The organism is Lentzea sp. NPDC054927 (assembly GCF_053610285.1).
The window spans coordinates 25,774-42,617 of the sequence record NZ_JBSGXZ010000053.1 but is presented as its reverse complement, the minus strand read 5'-3'; the positions used below and the strand labels follow the sequence as shown (position 1 = coordinate 42,617).

The window sequence follows — 16,844 nt, the reverse complement described above, 5'->3', positions numbered from 1 at the left end:
CGGGCGAAACTGATAGTCGTAGATCAACTCGGTTGGGGGAGGTGAGCATGCGCAGCGTTCTGCTGGCCGTCGTCATCGCCCTGTGCGCCGTGCTCGCCCCGGCCGTCACGCCCGTGTCGATCGGCGCGCCGCCGCCGAAGTCGAAGACCTCCGTGCCCAAGGAGGAAGCGCCCCGCGAGGAGCGTGAAACGAGCCGGCTGCGCCTGAAGGTCGCCGCCGTCGAGCGGGTGTCCAAGCTGACCAGGCCGTCCGCGGTGATGGCGCTCGTTCCCCGCCTTGTGGCCGAAGTTGTGCTCGTGTCCGCCGCTGAACCGATAGCGGTTTGGCGCACACCCCCTGCGCTGCAGGTGTTTCGACACTGATCGGTCCCCACTTCCCGATCAAACCGAACACTTTTCCTTAGCAGTGAGGGATTCCCATGGACTTCCATCGCTTTGTTCAGCATGCCCGCGCACACGCCAAGTCGCGTTCCCGTGCGGCAGGCCAACGTCTTGCGGCCGGTCAGCAGCCCACGACGATGTTCATCACGTGCGCCGATTCGCGCATCGTGACGGCCGAGATCACCGGTGCCGAACCGGGTTCGCTCTTCGAACTGCGCACCGCCGGCAACGTCATCCCGCCGTACTCGCTGACCGCGCCGTCCAGCGAGATGGCCACGATCGAGTTCGCGGTGCTGCAGCTCGGGGTCAGCGAGATCGTCGTCTGCGGCCACTCGCACTGCGGTGCGGTCGCGGGGTTGAACGGCGCCGCGATCGACCACCTGCCCGCGATGCGCGGCTGGTTGCGGCCACGGCAGAGGCCGAGGAAGTCGGACGATCCGGGGATGCGCGCGGAGGGGCAGGACCACGTCCGGGCGCAGCTGCGGATCCTGCTGGAGTACCCGTTCGTCGCTCAGCGCGTGGCGGAAGGTTCGTTGCGCGTGCACGGCTGGTTCTACGACATCGAGACCGGTGAGGTCTCCGCCTGCGCCGAGCACGCTTTCCTTCCGCTGTAAGGGTTTTTCGTGATGAAGAAGTATTGGGCCGATCTCGGCGCATCGGTCGTCGTGTTCCTCGTGGCGCTGCCGCTGTGTGTTGGTGTGGCGGTGGCGTCCGGGGTGCCGGCCGAGCTCGGCATCGTGACCGGCGTGGTCGGCGGCATCGTCGTCGGCCTCCTGCCGGGCAGCACGATGCAGGTGAGCGGGCCGGCCGCCGGGTTGACGGTGCTCGTGGCGGATGCCGTGGGCAAACACGGGATCCAGGCCCTGGGCGTGATCGTCCTGGGCGCTGGTCTGCTGCAGATCTTGCTGGGCTTAGCCAAGGGCGGACGGTGGTTCCGCGCGATCTCGCCGTCCGTGGTGCAGGGCATGCTCGCTGGCATCGGATTGGTGCTGGTGTTCGGGCAGCTGAAGCATCTGGTGGTCTCGCCGGTGGCGTTGGCTCTCGGCTTGCTGACCGTCGTGATCATGCTGCTGTGGCAACGAACTCCGCTGCGCGTCGTGCCGGGCGTGTTGGTGGGCGTGGTCGTCTGCACCGCGCTGGCCTCGGTTTTCGCCTCGCCGGTGGACCGGATCTCCGTCGGCACGCTGTCCGCGGACGTCCACCTGCCGAACTTCTCGTTGCTGGACACCGGAGTCATCGGCACCGCGGTGGTGTTCGCGCTCGTCGCGTCGGCGGAGAGCATGTTCAGCGCCGCCGCCGTCGACCGCATGCACGACGCGCCGCGCACGCGCTACAACCGCGAACTGGTCGCGCAGGGCGTGGGCAACACGATCTGCGGCCTGCTCGGCGCCTTGCCCATGACGGCGGTGATCGTGCGCAGTGCGGCCAACGTGTCGGCCGGCGCGCGCACTCGGGTTTCGCGGGTGCTGCACGGTGTTTGGCTGCTGCTGTTCGTGGTGCTGCTGCCGGGTTTGCTGACGCTGATCCCGGTGGCCGTGCTGGCCGCAGTGCTGGTGCACGCCGGGTGGAAGCTGCTCGGACTGCGCGAGGTGGTCACGTTGTGGCGCACGGACAAGCCTGAGGCCTTCATCCTGGTCCTGACCGCAGGGCTCGTCGTGGCCACGGATCTGCTGACCGGCACGCTGGTCGGGCTGCTGGCCGCGGTGGTCAAGACGGCCTGGGACGTGTCGCGGCTGTCGGTGGTGATGACGCCGGACGGGGTCGCGCTGCGCGGCAACGCGACCTTCCTGCGGCTGCCCCGGTTGCTGGACGCGCTGGATCGAGTCGACCGGGAGCACGTCCGGATGGATCTGAGCGGGGTTCGGCACCTCGACCAGGCCTGCGGGCAGGCCATCGACCAGTGGGTGGACGAGTCGCGCCGGGCGGGCAGGACCGTCGAGCTGGTGGGCAGGTAGCGAACGGCGCCGCGGCCGTGGGGGTCGCGGCCGCGGCGCCTCCATTCAGTTGGCCTGAGTGGTGTGACCGCCGACCTTCACTGTGTCTTCCGACGCTCAGCAGGGCCTCTCGCGGGCGGCTGACCGTCGAGATATGGGGCAAAGGCCGGCGGTCCCAGCTCTAGTGGCTCGTGAACTGCCCGCGAACGGCTCCACCGGGGAACGCCGCCGTGTGCACGTTCGAGTAGAAGTCCTTCGGCGCCTTCTTCAGCGCGTCGAGCGCGGCCTTGTCGACCCCGCCGACCGTGCCGGACACCGCGAAGACGCCGTTCGGGACGGCAGTGCCGAAGAACGTGATCTTCACCGGGCCGTTGACGCCCTTGGCGCCCTGGTGGACGTGGCCGAGCGTCGGGGCGTCGATGTTCACCCACGCCAGCGAGAAGTCCACGTCAGCGCCACGCGGCTGCACGAACGTCACGGCCTGGCCGTCCGGGTCGCCGACCTTCGGGCCGCCCGCGACCGGCACTTCCTGGGCGCCGTTGGAGAACGCGCGGAGCTTGCCGCCCTTGATGATGTCGAGCGGGTTGACCTGCTTGCCGAGCGGCTTGAGCTGGGCGCGGACGGCGCCGCCCGGCCGGTCGGTGCTGTGCAGGTTGACGTAGAAGCCTGCCGGGTTCTTGCGGATGTCGTCGGCGAGCTTCGGGTCGATCACGGTCTGGCCGGCCGCCGCGGACAGCGTTTCCGGCATCGGGGTGGTGAAGAGGTTGACCTTCACCGGGCCGTTCTGGCCGGCCGCGCCCTGGTGGATGTGGCCGAGGGTGAGCTGGGCCGTCTTCTTCCACTCGACCGCGAACGTCACGCGGTCGCCGCGGACCTCGACCAGCGCTTTGGCTGAACCGTCCGCGTCGCCCACGGCGGGGCCGCCGGGGGTGGGGACCTCCTGCTTGCCGTCCAGGTCGGCCGAGAAGAACATCGGCTTGCCCTTGACCGGGGCGGGAGCGGGCTGGGTAGGCGATGGCGCGGGGTTGGTGGGCGCGGGGTTGTGACCGCCGTGCTCACCGCCGTGACCAGCGGCCTTCGTGGCGGTCGGCTTGTCCGCGGAGCCACCCGCGTCGATGTTCAGGGTGGGGCCGTCCGGGGTGAAGTTCTGGAACGCGGAGCCGCCGTTCTTGACGACCACGCGGACCTCGATCGGTCCCTTGCCGGGCTTCACGGTGAACGTGCGCGACTCGCCCTTCTTCGCGCCGTCCAGACAACGGCCTTCCAGGACGTCCGCGGCGCAGAACGTGGCCTCGTAGCCGGCCTGGTTGGTGATCTTCACGGTCACGGCGTCCTGGGCAGCGGACGCCGGCGTCACAACACCCAGCGCGGCCGCGGCGCCCAGAAGGCATGCGGCAGCGACAGTTTTGTTGGCAGACATGGGATTTGCTCCAAGGCTCCTCAGTGGGAGTCGGGGGGTCTGGCGGACCCGACGCCACCAACACGGATGCCGATCAGATTCGGTTCAACAAGTTCGTTAGTGAACCGAACGACGTCTCGTTACGTGTCGACGTCGGAACAGGGACGACCACTTTGGAGACGAAGATGCGTGCACGTATGGGGATTCTGTTGCTTCCGGTGTTGCTCGCGGGCCTCGCTGCCTGCGGAAACGAGGCGCCGCAACAGAACTCGCAGCAGGAGGTACCGGTCAAGGCCGAGGTGAAGATCGCGCAGACCGATCTCGGGCCGATCCTGGTCGACCAAATGGGACGGACGCTCTACGCATTCACCAAGGATGAAAACAAGTCCAGCGCGTGCGACGCCGACTGCATCGCTGTCTGGCCCGCTCTCACCGCACAGTCCAAAGTGGATGCCAAGGACGGTGCCGACACGAGCCTGGTCTCGCAGATCGACGAGAGCTCGCAGGCCGTGTACGGAAAGTGGCCGCTCTATTACTACGTGGGAGACCAGGTTCCCGGTGACCTGAACGGTCAGGGTGTCGACGACGAGTGGTTCGCGATCGCCCCGGACGGCAAACTGGTCAAGAAGAGCTGATGAACACTGGGCCGTTCGGGTGTATCCGGCTAACGGTCCCATGAGATGTGTCGACCCAGAAGATGAGCCAGTAGGGGGCGACACATGACCAGCGCAGGTTTTGACGCGAAGTTCCTCGGCACCGCCGCCGGGATCCCGGTGCTGACCGAGTCGGGAGCCGACGACGCGGTCGAGCTCGCCGGCTCGACCACCATCGACTACACGCACTTCTCGCTCGCACTGAGCAAGTCGCGCAAGTTCGCGATCTGGGTCGCGTGGAACATCGACGGCGGCGAGATGAAGGCCTTGAGCCGTACCAACATCCCGTTCATCAAGGACCCCAGGATCCCGGCGGAGTTCCAGACCGGCGACGAGCTCTACCGCGACAACAGGCTCGATCGCGGCCACCTCGCGCGCCGCGCCGACCTGTGCTGGGGCCCGAAGGCGGAGGCGCAGAAGGCGAACAAGGACTCGTTCTTCTTCACGAACATCACGCCGCAGATGGACGACTTCAACCAGAGCACGAAGGAAGGGCTCTGGGGCCGGCTCGAGGACGCGGTGCTCGCGGACGTCGACGTCGACAACCTGAAGGTCAGCGTCTACGGCGGCCCTGTCTTCAACGTCGACGACAGGGTGTTCCGCAGCGTCCCGATCCCGCGTGAGTTCTACAAGGCGATCGCGTTCGTCGTGGACGGCGAGCTGCGCTGCAGCGCGTTCCTGCTCACGCAGAACCTCGTCCTGGCCGAGGCTCTGGACCTGGACGAGTTCCGCGTGTTCCAGGTGTCGGTGGCCGAGCTGGAGAAGCGCGTGAACTTCACCTTCCCTGCCGAGCTGCACGCGGCCGACACCGCGGCTGTCCAGCTGCTCGACGAGTCCGAGCGCAAGCCGCTGGGGAGCCTCGCCGACATCAAGTGGTGATGCGGACCCCAGGTAGTTCCTGACGGAGTTCCTCCAGCCGGGGCAACGATTCCGGCTGATGCACGACGAGGTGTTCGAGCGTCGGCAGCACGCGCAGGTCGTCCGCGGCCGGCACGCCGAACACCTCCAGCACCAGGATGGTCGGCCACCGCTCCAGCCCCGCCAGTGAGTAGGGCGGGCGGTGGTCGATCGCCAGCTCGCGCAACGCGGGCAGCTGCGGCAACGCGCCCAGCCCGTCGTCGAGCGCCGAGTCGCGGATCTGCAGGCGCCGCACCAGACCGCCGGCCAGTGACGCGAGATCAACGCGGCTGAAGTGCAGGTGCAGCTCGTCGAGGTCCTTCACCGGGGTCAGGTCGATCCGTCCGAGCGGACGGCACCGGCTCAGGTGCAGCTCCTTCAGCGACCGGGACTCCGCAAGTGGCGAGAGGTCGCGCATGACCTCGTTCTGCCACAGCTCCAGCCGGTGCAGCGACGGCATGGCGCCCAGCGGGTCGAGCGGGTTGATGTTGCCGATGCACCGCACGTGCCGCAGCTTCTCCAGGTGCATGATGAACTGGATCCGGTGCCAGCCCCGCACGTCGACCCGCCGGTCGCCGAAGTCCACTTTGGACAGCACGGTCTTGGCGTACTTCTCCGCGTCCGGCGTGTTCCGCCACGCCCGCAGCAGCTCGTCGATGACCATCGCGTGGTCCACCGCGACGAACTCGGCGATCCGCTCCCACGCGCCCTCACCGCCGATGTTGGCCAGCGTCCGAACGATGTACGCGGCCTCGGCCGTGTTGCCGACGGTCTCTGGACCTGGCAGCAGGTCGACCACGAACGAGCCGGCCTCGGACAACGCGTCGGCGTGCGCGAAGCTCTTCGGCGGGATCAGCGCGGCGACGGCCTGGGTGACCTGCGCCCGTGCCGTCTCCGGTTCGATCACGTCGGCCTGGTCGAGGCACGCCAGCGCGAGCAGCCGCAGCTTGTCCCGGCCGCGCTCGTCCTTGCGCGTGTCGTCGTTGCCCGCCAACAGGTCCATCAGCACGCGGGCCCGTTCGCGCGGCCGGGCGTGCGCGACGGCCATCACCACGACGTCGTGCCACTCGTCGAGATGTGCCCTGTCCACCAACAGGTTCAGGTCGCCGGCGTCGACGACCTCCTTGGCCGCCAGGTAGTCGCGGAACGTCCGGTGCACGAACTGCACGCGATCCTGGCTGACCTCGCGCAGCAACCCGGCCCGTTCGAGCAACCGCTGCATCGCGTCGTCCGCGTCGATGTCGTGCGACCGCAGCCCGCGCATCGCGTTCCCGAGCCGGTGCACGGCTTCCTCGCGCGGCACCATCAGCTCCCGGTTGCGCACCAACGAGTACGCGAACCGTTGCAGCAGAACGAGCTGCTCCTCCTTGGAGAACGACGGCAGCGCCAGCCCGCGGTCCTCGTCCCACCGCACCAGCAACAGGTCCAGCGCCGCCTCGTACAGCGACCGCCGATCGCGGGGCAGGTGCATGTTCCGGTCCTGGTGCAACGCGCACAACAACCCGGCCAGCAACGGGCTCGACGCCAGCCGCCGCAGGTCCGGCCGCTTCGCCAGCGTCGCCACCAGCCGTGCCTCGCACTCGGTCAGCCACACCCGCGCGTCCCGGGTCAGCCCCGGCTCGTCGCGTGCGGCGGTGTGCCAGGCCTCCACGAAGTCGCGCACACCCTTGTCGCTCAACGGCAACAGGTCGAACGCGGCGAAGTCGACGTCCTCCAGCCAGTCCTCGGGCACCGCGGCCGGTCGGGTGGTGATCGCGTACCGGGCCTCCGGATACGCGTTCACCAGCTGTTCGAGCCACAACCGCGCCTCGGCCCGCCGCTCCCACACCAGCTCGTCCACGCCGTCGATGAGGACGAGCGCGCGCCCCTCCTTGAGCCGCGCGGTGACCCACCCCGCCGGCTTCTCCTCCTCGATCATCGAGGCGGTCGACGAGATGAACTCCTCCGGCTTCGGCAGCGTCGTGTACTGCCGCAGCGGCACGAAGAACGGCACCAGCCCGAGCCACTCGTTGCCCGAGGTCCGCGTCTCGCCCAGCGCGTTCATCGCGAGCCAGCGCAGGAACGTCGTCTTGCCCGCGCCCGCACCACCCCTGATCAGCACCCGAGTGGTGTCCGCCAGCGCCGACGCCACCGGCAGTCCCGCGCCGGTCAGCTCGTCGGTGTCCCCGACCCGCGCCACCGCCAGCGACACGTACGAGGTGTCGAACGACTGCCGTCGCGGTGCCCGTCCGCGCGACACCCCGAACAGCTCCAGCCCGCCCAGCGAGTGCGCGACCTGGTCGGCATAGCGGTCCTCGAAGTCCCGGTGTGACGAGGTCAGCGCCAGTTGCTGCTGGTCGGCGAGGCGCGCCACGGCGTCCGCGGTCGACCGGCCGATCCGGAACATCTCCACCGCGAGCCGCCGCGCGTACTCAGGTTGCGACCACACGAGTTCCACGACGGCACTGCAGACCCGCATCAGCACCGCGTCGTAGACCGCCGACGCGTGGTCGGACAGGCCCGCCGCCCGCCGGATCTTCTCCGACCTGGACAGCACGTAGGTCCGCAGCGACTCCGGCGTCAGCATCACTCGCAGCGCCTCGTCCTCGCGCAACGGCAGCGCCGCCTCGATGGACTCGCGCACCGCGTCCACGGCGGCCTGCCACTCGTGCTGCTCGACGGTGCTCAGCTCACCGCGGGCCAGCTCGGCGCTCACCCGTTCGACCAGCGGTCCCGGTCTGGTCAGCTCGCGCTGGCGCTTCTTGTTCCTGGCACCCTTGTGCATCACGTCGAAGAGACCGAGCAGCACGCGCTCCAGCACGGTCTCCAGCACCATCAGCAGTCCGGCGGAAAACGGATCGGCCACCCGTCCAGTATCAGCTCGTGATCACCTCGGACGGCCGGACTTCACCAGCTGTTCATGACGGCAGCGAGACCTTCCGGACGTGGCCGATGTCGAACTCCCTGGTGGAGCCGTCCTCGCAGTCCGCGGTCAGCACGCCCTCGAGGTGCTTGGTCGGGATGATCACGTAGGTGTCGATCCTGCGCGGGCCGCTCGCGTACCCGATCTCGACGCGATCGCCGATGACCAGTGCCGACGCCAGGATCATCACCTCCTCGTCGCGCAGGAAGACGTTCTGGTCGCGCAGCATCCGCGCCGCGCTGGCCCGCGGCGTGCCCCGGCCGGCACTCGGCCGTTCCTGCTCGACCAGCCGGATCGCGAGCTGGGTCAGCTCCAGGTCGTCCAGCTCGGCCCGCCACCACCTGTCCTGACGGCGTTCGCCCCGTGCCGAGGCCCGCAACCGTTCCACTCGCTCCACAATGGACTGTTCGCTCGCGTCCATCCCGGTCGGCGCGTACCCGGCCCGGCGCAACGCCGCCAGCGTCTCCGCCATCGGCTGGGCCGACGCCAGCACGGTTGGTGCCAGGAACCGCAGCTTCAGCGACGACAGCCGCTTCGACTTGGCGATCTCCTGCAGCAGCGCCGGATCCTCTGCCCGCACGCAACTCGTCACGTCGCTGACCGTCAGATGTCCGTGCCGTCGCGCCACGTCCTGCACCTGGTACTCGATGACCTGCGGCAACGGCGCCTCCGACACGACACCGAGCCGCCAGAGCACCTCGTCGGCGGACAGGCCGGTGTCCAACGCGCGCCGGATCGACCCGGCGGACAGTCGCCACACCCGTGCCGCGTCGTTGTCCTCCAGGTCCGCCACCAGGTTCAGCGTCGCGCTCAGCGAGGGCGACGGCAGCCCGTTCACGACCGCGGTCATGTCCGTCTGGAACGCGGCCTTCTCCGTGGCCGGCGGCATCAGGTCGGTGGCGGCGGCCTCGACGTCGCCGTTCTTCTGCACCGCCACGCCCAACGGCGTGAGCGCACCGCCGGCCACCAGCCCCAGCGACTCCATCTCGCCGATCACCGCCGCCGTCGCCCGCACGTCGTGCACCGCCGGCCGCGACCACACCAGGTCGGTGACCACCTCGTCCATGTTCACGAAGGCTTCCTGGGCGGAGAACCGCTCCAGCGCCGACTGCCTGAGCGCGAGACCCGCCGCACCGGTGTAGTCGCGCAACGCCGCCCGCGCCTGGTCCGGTTCCGGCCGCCAGTCCATCCGCCGCCACGCCTTGACCAGCGCCGCGAGCCTGCTGCCCGGCTGTGAGTCGAGCCAGTCGTCGGCCTGCTTGGTCGGAAGTAACCGGGCGCGTTCGACCCCGACCAACTGAGCCTCGGCTGCGAGCTCCAGCCACAACCGCAGCACGCCGTCGGCGACCCTGAGAGCTCGTGCGACCCTGCGGATCTCCACCGTCGCCACGCCACCGGTGTAGCGGGCGTCGAAACTGTCCTGTTCGCAGTGCGCGAGCAGCCGCGCCACACCGTCCACAGTGGACATGGCAGCCACGATCGGCGAGGTCGCCGAGGCCTTGCGCCTCAACGGAGCCTTCGGCCGCAACGTCAGCTGCCCGCGCACGGCACCATTCGTCCGCACCGAGTTCACCGCGATGAGCTTCGGCCCGGCCGGCCACGCCAGCGCACGTTCCTTGAGCTGCCCGAAAGCCCGTTCGAAGTCGGCCGCCGAACACCGCAGCTCGGTGCAGACCGTGTCGATCGTCCCCGTGTTGTTCTGCGCCACGATCGCGCCGAGCACGTCGATCGCGCCCTGGTCCAGGGTGTCCTCGACGGCGTGCACCGAGTCGGAGTCGGTGAGCTGCGTCGCGAGGTCCTTCAGCGTCCGCAGATGGCGGTCCGCCACGTCCCGGCGGTGCAGGAGTATCGCGGCCACCTCGTCCGGCTCGAGTTGGTGAAGCCAGGTCGCGAGCGCGTTGATACGGCGGGCCATTCGTCGCATTATGGCCCTGATTGTGTGTCCTCAAACGAATTTTCACGCGCATGGGCGATCGGCCTAGGCTGACTCAGTGACATTCAGCGGTTTCGGCGAGTACGCCATCGACTTCTACGACGGGTTGGTCCTCGACAACTCGAAGGCGTACTGGGACGACAACAAGGAGACGTACCTGCGCGACGTGCGGGCGCCGATGGAGGCCCTGCTCACCGCGCTGGAGAAGGAGTTCGGCGAGGGCAAGGTGTTCCGGCCGTACCGGGACGTGCGGTTCGCCAAGGACAAGACGCCGTACAAGGACCACTGCGGCGCTGTGATCGAGAAGGGCCGCGGCGGCGGCGCGTACTACGTGCAGCTCAGCCCGGAGGGACTGATGGCCGGCGGTGGCTCGTTCCACATGGCCTCCGACCAGCTCGCGCGCTACCGGGCCTCGGTGGGCGCGCACGGCGTCCTGCTGCGCAAGATCGTGGACAAGCTGCTCAAGCAGGGCTGGGACCTCGCCGGCGACGTGATGAAGTCGAAGCCGCGCGGGTTCGACGACGATCACCCGCACCTCGACCTGCTCAAGCACCGGTCGATCTACGTGCGCAAGGTCTGGGAGCCGGACGACGTGCTGCACGAGGCGGGGTGCCTGGACCGGGTGCGCAAGGCGTGGCGGCAGCTCAAGGACTTCAACTCGTGGTGCGAGGACCACGTCGGCTTGAGCGAATCGCCGCGGCGATAGCCCAGCCGAGGCCGATGCCGAGCACGTCCACCAGCGCGTCGAGCACGTCGCCGCTGCGGTGCAGAGGCGTGATGACCTGCTGCAGAACCTCGGAGACGCCTGCGTAGACCACCAGCAGCGGCAAAATGCGAGAAATCTTCGCGTACAGCCCCGTGAACGCCAGCAGTGCGAACAGCAGCGTGTGGATGACCTTGTCCGTACCGGGCGGTGCGGTGGGTACACCTGACTCGGGGGTGAACAACACGACGACGCTGAGCAACGCGGCGATCACGAACGGGAGTACTCGACCCATGGTCAAAACATTACCGAGGAGTAGTTCGGGATCGGTCCAGGAACGAGGTCTACTCTCTCTAGACGTGAGTCGACGCGCAAAGATCGTCTGTACCCTCGGTCCCGCCACTGGCACGCCGGACAAGGTCCGCGACCTGGTAGCGGCCGGTATGGACGTGGCCAGGATGAACTTCAGCCACGGCAGCCATGCCGACCACAAGCAGGTCTACGACATGGTCCGTGCGGCAGCCGACGAGTCGGGCCGCGCCGTGGGCATCCTCGCCGACCTCCAGGGCCCCAAGATCCGCCTCGGCCGTTTCGCCGCGGGTCCGGTCGACTGGAACACCGGTGACATCGTCCGCGTGACCGTCGAAGACGTCGAGGGCACGCATGACCGCGTGTCGACGACGTACAAGGAGCTCGCGAAGGACGCCAAGGTCGGCGACCGCCTGCTCGTGGACGACGGCAAGGTCGGCCTCGTGGTCGTCGAGGTCGAAGGATCCGACGTCGTGTGCGAGGTCACCGAGGGCGGGCCCGTCAGCAACAACAAGGGCCTTTCGCTGCCCGGCATGGACGTCTCCGTGCCCGCGATGTCCGAGAAGGACATCGAGGACCTCGAGTTCGCGCTCTCGCTGGGCGTGGACTTCATCGCACTGTCGTTCGTGCGCTCGCCGGCGGACATCGACCTGGTCCACCAGGTCATGGACCGTTCGGGCAGCAAGCGCCTCCCGGTGATCGCGAAGATCGAGAAGCCGGAGGCCGTGGACAACCTCGAGGCCATCGTGCTGGCCTTCGACGGCGTCATGGTCGCCCGCGGTGACCTGGGCGTCGAGCTGCCGCTGGAGCACGTGCCGCTGGTGCAGAAGCGGGCGATCCAGATCGCCCGCGAGAACGCCAAGCCGGTCATCGTCGCGACCCAGATGCTCGACTCGATGATCACCAACTCCCGCCCGACCCGCGCCGAGACGTCCGACGTCGCGAACGCGGTGCTGGACGGCGCGGACGCCCTGATGCTGTCCGGTGAGACCTCGGTCGGCCGCTACGCCATCGAGTCCGTGCAGACCATGGGCCGCATCATCGAGGCCGTCGAGACCGAGTCGGTCGTCGTGCCGCCGCTGACCCACGTTCCGCGCACCAAGCGCGGCGTGATCTCCTACGCGGCCCGCGACATCGGCGAGCGCCTCAACGCCAAGGCCCTGGTCGCGTTCACGCAGTCCGGTGACACGGTCCGCCGTCTCGCCCGCCTGCACACCCACCTGCCGCTGCTGGCCTTCACGCCGGAGCCCGCGGTCCGCTCGCAGCTGTCGCTGACGTGGGGCACCGAGACGTTCCTGGTGCCGCGGGTGGAGTCCACCGACGAGATGGTCCGCCAGGTCGACGTCGCCATGATCGAGATCGGCCGCTACCAGGCCGGTGACCTCATGGTCGTCGTCGCCGGATCGCCTCCCGGCACCATCGGCTCGACCAACCTCATCCGGGTGCACCGGCTGGGCGAGGACGACCACGCGTAAGTGCTCGGGCTCTCAGTCAGGTCTGTCGTGATGCCGGCCCTGCTCCCTCATACTGGACGTGTGAGGGAGCAGGGCCGGTGCCTTGCTGAGACCCGACGGTGCTAGGAGAGTTCTGCCGTGACTGAGGCCGCCCGTGCCGCCGCTACGAGCCCGTCCGGCTTGAGTGGACAATCCGCAGTGGACGACCTGGTCGCGTTGCTCGACCTGGAACGCATCGAGGAGAACATCTTCCGAGGCGTGTCGCCCGCGGAGTCGCCAGTGCGCGTCTTCGGTGGCCAGGTCGCGGGCCAGGCCCTGGTGGCCGCCGGCCGCACGGTCCCGGTCGAACGCCGCGTGCACTCCCTGCACTCGTACTTCATCCGCCCCGGCGACCCGCGCGTGCCGATCGTCTACGAGGTGGACCGCATCCGCGACGGCCGCTCGTTCACCACCCGCCGCGTCGTAGCCGTGCAGCACGGCAAGGCGATCTTCGCGTTGTCCGCCTCCTTCCAGCTGGAGGAGCAGGGTGTCGAGCACTCGTCGCCGATGCCCGAGGTGCCGGACCCGGAGTCGCTGCCGACGTGGAGCGAGTCCGTCGCGGGCTACTCGCTGGTGAACATGAAGTTCCCGCGCCCGATCGACGTCCGGTACGTCACCGAGCCGCCGTGGGAGTCGCGTGAGGACGGTCCGGGCGAGGCCGCGTCGCGCGTGTGGATGAAGGCGGACGGCAAGCTGCCGGACGACCCGATGCTGCAGCTCTGCATCATGACTTACGCCTCGGACATGACGCTGCTGGACGGGGTTCTGGCCAAGCACGGGGTTTATTGGGGACTGGACAAGGTTCTCGGGGCCTCTTTGGACCACGCGATGTGGTTCCACCGGCCGTTCCGGGCTGACGAGTGGTTGCTGTACGACACCGCTTCGCCTTCTGCGTCCGGGAATCGCGGGCTGGCGACCGGGCGGTTCTTCACGCGGGACGGGGAGCTGGTGGCGACGGTGGTGCAGGAGGGCCTGATCCGGGTGATCAAGTCTTCCGAGGGTGAGCAAGACTGAGGGTTCGTCGACCTGCAGCGTTTCCTACGCTCTGTATGTAGGAAACGCTGTATTTGGATGTAGGATTTGCTGCATGGACACGGTCCGTGCTCTCGAACTGCTCAGCACGTACACCGCTGGGCAGTGGGGCATGGTCACGACGCAACAGGCTCTGCGCGCCGGGGTCGGCGACGTCACCCTGCACCGGCTGAAAACGGTTGGTCTCCTGGAGGGCGTCCGTCGTGGTGTGTATGCGTCGACCTCCGCCGAGGAATCAGACGCACGCGCCGAACAGGCTGCCTGGCTGGCACTACGCCCTGAGGTCGCCGGCTGGGCGCGGCCCAAGCTCGACCCTGACGGCGGTGTCATCTCCCATCAGTCCGCCGCACGCCTGCACAACATCGGTGACCTGGTGAACGCTCATGTGGAAATCACCGTCCCACGCCGGCGCACCACTCGTGATCCGGGCGTGAGACTGCGTCGAGGAGTTCTCACCGACGCTGACGTGATGATCCTCAACGGACTACCGGTCACCACGCCGATGCGCACGATCTACGACCTGCTCGGGCAGCACATCGACGCCGGGCACGTTGCGACGATCATCCGTCAGGCGGTCGAAGCCGGGCAGGTCCGGCTCGACGAGCTGGCGGAGCAGATCCAGCCTCACGCGCGGTCCTACGGCGCCAAGCCTCCGACCGGCGTGGCGCTGCTCGAACTGCTGCTCGTCCAGATAGGACTCTCAATCCAGGACCTGGTCACCCGGCCATCTCCGTTCCGCACTCACCGCAAACCAGCTGAAGAGTCATGACCGCGAAACCACCCTCGAGTCCGCAGGCGTTCACGAGTTCGCTCAAGAGCCGCGCGGCCAACAGCTCCAAGCTCACCGGGGTTCCCACCGGCGAGCTCATCGAGCGCTACTACCACCGCCGCCTGCTGGCTCGCGTGTTCCACTCGGACCGGGACGGCTGGGTGCTCAAGGGAGGTCAGGCGCTGCTGGTCCGCTGGCCGAGGGCCAGATACTCGACCGACGTCGACCTGCTGCGGGTGAGTGAGGACGCCACAGTGGACGGTGCGGTCGAAGCGCTGATCGCCGCGACGTCGATCGAACTGGATGACCACCTTCGGTTCGACCATCACGACACTTCTCGTGAAACGGCGGCCAACCGGCCGTCCCGCAAGGTGCGGTTCAAGGTCATGTTCGGTCTCCGGCAGCTGTCCACGGTCAGCGTCGACGTGGTGGCTGCTGAACTTCGCCCGGTTGGCCGTCTCACCGTTGAGCAGCTCGAAGCACCGTTCGTCATCGACTCCAGCCCGTGGCCCGAGATCCGCATGTGGCCGCTCGAGGACCACGTTGCCGACAAGATCGCGGCGATGTACGAGCGCCATCGCGAACAACTGGTGCCCTCGACGAGGTTCAAGGACCTCGTCGACCTGGTGCTGATCGCGTGCAACTCCACGCCGGACGGCGCTACCACTCACCAGGCGCTGTACGCCGAGGTGCGCCGTCGCACGGCGGCAGGCACGCATCTGGTTCTGCCCGGCGAGTTCGCCGTACCGGACCCCTCGTGGACGGCCGGCTATCGAGCTGAGGCGGCCAAGACCAAGGAACTCTCCGTCGAACATCGGACCATCGAAGGTGTCACTCCGTTGGCCGACGCCTTCATCACGCCACTGCTTCAGGAACAGCCTCCAAGCGGAGCATGGGCGGTAGAACGCCTGCGCTGGGAGTGAAGCTCAAGCCTTGCGGCGCCGGTGCGTCGGTCGCAGGTTCGCCGGCGGCGTCAGGGCCCGCGTCTCCACCCGCTCCAGCACCACCGAACTGGTCAGGTTGCGCACCTCGGTCCGCGACGCGATCTTGTCCATCAGGAACGCCTGCAGGTGCGTCGAATCGGCAACCGCGATGTGGATCAGGAAGTCCGCCTGCCCGGACACGTGGAAGACCGACCGGGTCTCCGGCTGGGCCATCACGAACGCCCGGAAGGCCGCCACCACCGGTCGCGTGTGAGGCCGCACGTTCACGGCGACCACGGCCTCCAACGGCAGCCCGGTGGTGGCCGGGTCGACGACGGCGTGGCACCCGGTGATCACGCCGAGTTCGCGCAGCCGGCGGACCCGTTGCAGGCATGACGACGGCGCCAGGCCGACGATCTCCGCCAGGGTGCGGTTGGGCAGGGTGGCGTCGTTCTGCAACTCCTCCAGGATGTGCCAGTCGACCGAATCCAGTTCGGCTTGTTCGCGCATAAGCGAACATCGTACTGACCAGCTGGAACGCAGGCGAATGAGTGAACGACGATCAGCGGCATGCACATCGCGTGGACGTCGTTCCTGGTCGCCCTTCTGATCATCATGATCGTGCCGGGGCCGGACTTCGTGCTGATCATGACGAACGCGGTGCGCAGCCTCAGGAAGGGCACCGAGGCGGCGCTGGGCGTGATCACCGGGCTCCTGGTGCACGCGACGCTCGCGACCATCGGGCTCTCCGCGCTCGTGGCGGCGGTGCCGACGGCGTTGCTCGTGGTCAAGGTGATCGGGGCGCTGTACCTGGCCTACCTCGGCTTCATGACGTTCAGGACCGCGCGCAAGCCGGCCGAGCAACAGCACGCCGGAGGAAACGTGTTCCTGCGCGGCGTGCTGTGCGACCTGTTGAACCCCAAGGTGATGCTCACGTTCCTGAGCCTCATCCCGCAGGCGATGGACCCGAGCGCCGCGCCGCTCCCGCAGGCGGCGCTGCTGAGTGCGGTCACGGTGGGCGTGTTCGCGGCGTTCTGGGTGATCGTCGTGCCGTCGGCGCGTCAGCTGGGCACGCTGCTGAGCAGGCCCAAGATCCGCGCGACGTTCGAGCGGGTCTGTGGGACCGCTCTCATCGGGATGGCGGCGTCAGTTCTCGCCGTGTGAGTCCCAGGCCACCGTCAGCTCGTCGCGCGTGCCGAACCGGACCAGGTGCCGCTCCACGACGTCGCGCAGCCGGGCCACGTCCTCTTCCGACGACGACACCACGCGCATGATCAGCGCGTCGTCCGCCGCGGTGAACTCGGCCAGGCCGGCGGAGAACCGGACGAAACCGCGATCGTCCTCCCAGGACCCTTCGAGGTCCTTGTGCGTGAAGTGCTTCACCAACTGTGCGCCGTACCTGGAGGCACGGTCGGTCGCCGAGCGTCCCACGCTCGTGAATTCCGTCATGAAGCCAACTTACGCCTAGCAATACGTACCGGCACGTGACGCGGTTCACCTGGCAAAACGGAGTCTGA

At 68.2% G+C, this 16,844-nt stretch carries 17 protein-coding genes; 11 read left to right on the top strand and 6 right to left on the bottom strand.

The features are described 5' to 3' along the window. The first annotated feature begins 47 nt into the window (after positions 1-47). From ACWGE0_RS40775 to ACWGE0_RS40765, 3 genes are read left to right on the top strand one after another with little or no spacing between them, the layout of a single operon-like run. Positions 48-362 carry a hypothetical protein gene (locus tag ACWGE0_RS40775; protein ID WP_452266236.1) on the top strand — a complete coding sequence of 105 codons (315 nt, stop codon included), beginning with the start codon at positions 48-50 and terminating at the stop codon, positions 360-362. A 56-nt stretch (positions 363-418) separates the two neighbouring features. Beyond that, positions 419-994, top strand: a complete 576-nt coding sequence (locus ACWGE0_RS40770; protein WP_452266235.1) for a carbonic anhydrase — start codon at positions 419-421, stop codon at positions 992-994. A gap of 12 nt (positions 995-1,006) precedes the next feature. Then, positions 1,007-2,335, top strand: coding sequence for a SulP family inorganic anion transporter (locus ACWGE0_RS40765; protein WP_452266234.1), 1,329 nt, complete (start codon positions 1,007-1,009; stop codon positions 2,333-2,335). Positions 2,336-2,495: 160 nt separating this feature from the next. Here ACWGE0_RS40765 and ACWGE0_RS40760 read toward each other — a convergent pair whose 3' ends face one another. Next, positions 2,496-3,734, bottom strand: coding sequence for a CHRD domain-containing protein (locus ACWGE0_RS40760; protein ID WP_452266233.1), 1,239 nt, complete (start codon positions 3,732-3,734; stop codon positions 2,496-2,498). Positions 3,735-3,898: 164 nt separating this feature from the next. On the opposite strand from ACWGE0_RS40760, the gene ACWGE0_RS40755 reads away from it, so the two are divergent. Together ACWGE0_RS40755 and ACWGE0_RS40750 are read left to right on the top strand one after the other, a co-directional pair. Then, on the top strand, positions 3,899-4,348 hold the full coding sequence (locus ACWGE0_RS40755; RefSeq protein WP_452266232.1) for a COG4315 family predicted lipoprotein: 450 nt from the start codon (positions 3,899-3,901) through the stop codon (positions 4,346-4,348). Positions 4,349-4,432: 84 nt separating this feature from the next. After that, positions 4,433-5,245 (top strand): DNA/RNA non-specific endonuclease, encoded by an 813-nt coding sequence (locus ACWGE0_RS40750; RefSeq protein ID WP_452266231.1) that lies wholly within the window; start codon positions 4,433-4,435, stop codon positions 5,243-5,245. Here ACWGE0_RS40750 and ACWGE0_RS40745 read toward each other — a convergent pair. Together ACWGE0_RS40745 and ACWGE0_RS40740 are read right to left on the bottom strand one after the other, a co-directional pair. Beyond that, complete coding sequence (locus ACWGE0_RS40745; protein WP_452266230.1) at positions 5,235-8,108, bottom strand: NACHT domain-containing protein; 2,874 nt, start codon at positions 8,106-8,108, stop codon at positions 5,235-5,237. The genes ACWGE0_RS40750 and ACWGE0_RS40745 overlap by 11 nt on opposite strands. 52 nt (positions 8,109-8,160) lie before the next feature. Further along, complete coding sequence (locus ACWGE0_RS40740) at positions 8,161-10,080, bottom strand: helicase-associated domain-containing protein (RefSeq protein WP_452266229.1); 1,920 nt, start codon at positions 10,078-10,080, stop codon at positions 8,161-8,163. Between the two features lie 76 nt (positions 10,081-10,156). Between ACWGE0_RS40740 and ACWGE0_RS40735 the strand changes: the two genes are divergently transcribed. Further along, positions 10,157-10,804, top strand: coding sequence for a DUF2461 domain-containing protein (locus ACWGE0_RS40735; protein ID WP_452266228.1), 648 nt, complete (start codon positions 10,157-10,159; stop codon positions 10,802-10,804). On the opposite strand, the gene ACWGE0_RS40730 is transcribed toward ACWGE0_RS40735, so the two are convergent. Beyond that, positions 10,752-11,096, bottom strand: coding sequence for a VanZ family protein (locus tag ACWGE0_RS40730; protein ID WP_452266227.1), 345 nt, complete (start codon positions 11,094-11,096; stop codon positions 10,752-10,754). The genes ACWGE0_RS40735 and ACWGE0_RS40730 overlap by 53 nt on opposite strands. Before the next feature lie 64 nt (positions 11,097-11,160). Here ACWGE0_RS40730 and pyk point away from each other — a divergent pair, with 64 nt between their 5' ends. The 4 genes from pyk to ACWGE0_RS40710 all read left to right on the top strand — a co-directional run bounded on the left by pyk (position 11,161) and on the right by ACWGE0_RS40710 (position 15,327). Continuing rightward, the gene (gene pyk / locus ACWGE0_RS40725) at positions 11,161-12,585 is read left to right on the top strand and encodes a pyruvate kinase (RefSeq protein ID WP_452266226.1); all 1,425 of its coding nucleotides are present in this window, start codon (positions 11,161-11,163) and stop codon (positions 12,583-12,585) included. Positions 12,586-12,702: 117 nt separating this feature from the next. Next, on the top strand, positions 12,703-13,617 hold the full coding sequence (tesB, locus tag ACWGE0_RS40720; RefSeq protein WP_452266225.1) for an acyl-CoA thioesterase II: 915 nt from the start codon (positions 12,703-12,705) through the stop codon (positions 13,615-13,617). A gap of 73 nt (positions 13,618-13,690) precedes the next feature. Beyond that, complete coding sequence (locus tag ACWGE0_RS40715; RefSeq protein ID WP_452266224.1) at positions 13,691-14,404, top strand: type IV toxin-antitoxin system AbiEi family antitoxin domain-containing protein; 714 nt, start codon at positions 13,691-13,693, stop codon at positions 14,402-14,404. Next, positions 14,401-15,327, top strand: a complete 927-nt coding sequence (locus ACWGE0_RS40710; RefSeq protein ID WP_452266223.1) for a nucleotidyl transferase AbiEii/AbiGii toxin family protein — start codon at positions 14,401-14,403, stop codon at positions 15,325-15,327. Before ACWGE0_RS40715 ends, ACWGE0_RS40710 begins: the two co-directional genes overlap by 4 nt. 3 nt (positions 15,328-15,330) lie before the next feature. Here the strand turns inward: ACWGE0_RS40710 and ACWGE0_RS40705 are convergent, their stop codons facing one another. Beyond that, positions 15,331-15,837 carry an Lrp/AsnC family transcriptional regulator gene (locus tag ACWGE0_RS40705; protein ID WP_452266222.1) on the bottom strand — a complete coding sequence of 169 codons (507 nt, stop codon included), beginning with the start codon at positions 15,835-15,837 and terminating at the stop codon, positions 15,331-15,333. Positions 15,838-15,897: 60 nt separating this feature from the next. Between ACWGE0_RS40705 and ACWGE0_RS40700 the strand changes: the two genes are divergently transcribed. After that, a complete protein-coding gene (locus ACWGE0_RS40700) occupies positions 15,898-16,491 on the top strand; it encodes a LysE family translocator (RefSeq protein ID WP_452266221.1) in 594 nt (197 codons plus the stop codon). Here ACWGE0_RS40700 and ACWGE0_RS40695 read toward each other — a convergent pair. Continuing rightward, positions 16,474-16,776 carry a DUF2218 domain-containing protein gene (locus ACWGE0_RS40695; RefSeq protein ID WP_452266220.1) on the bottom strand — a complete coding sequence of 101 codons (303 nt, stop codon included), beginning with the start codon at positions 16,774-16,776 and terminating at the stop codon, positions 16,474-16,476. The two genes, ACWGE0_RS40700 and ACWGE0_RS40695, sit on opposite strands and share 18 nt — an antisense overlap. Between the last annotated feature and the right edge of the window lie 68 nt (positions 16,777-16,844).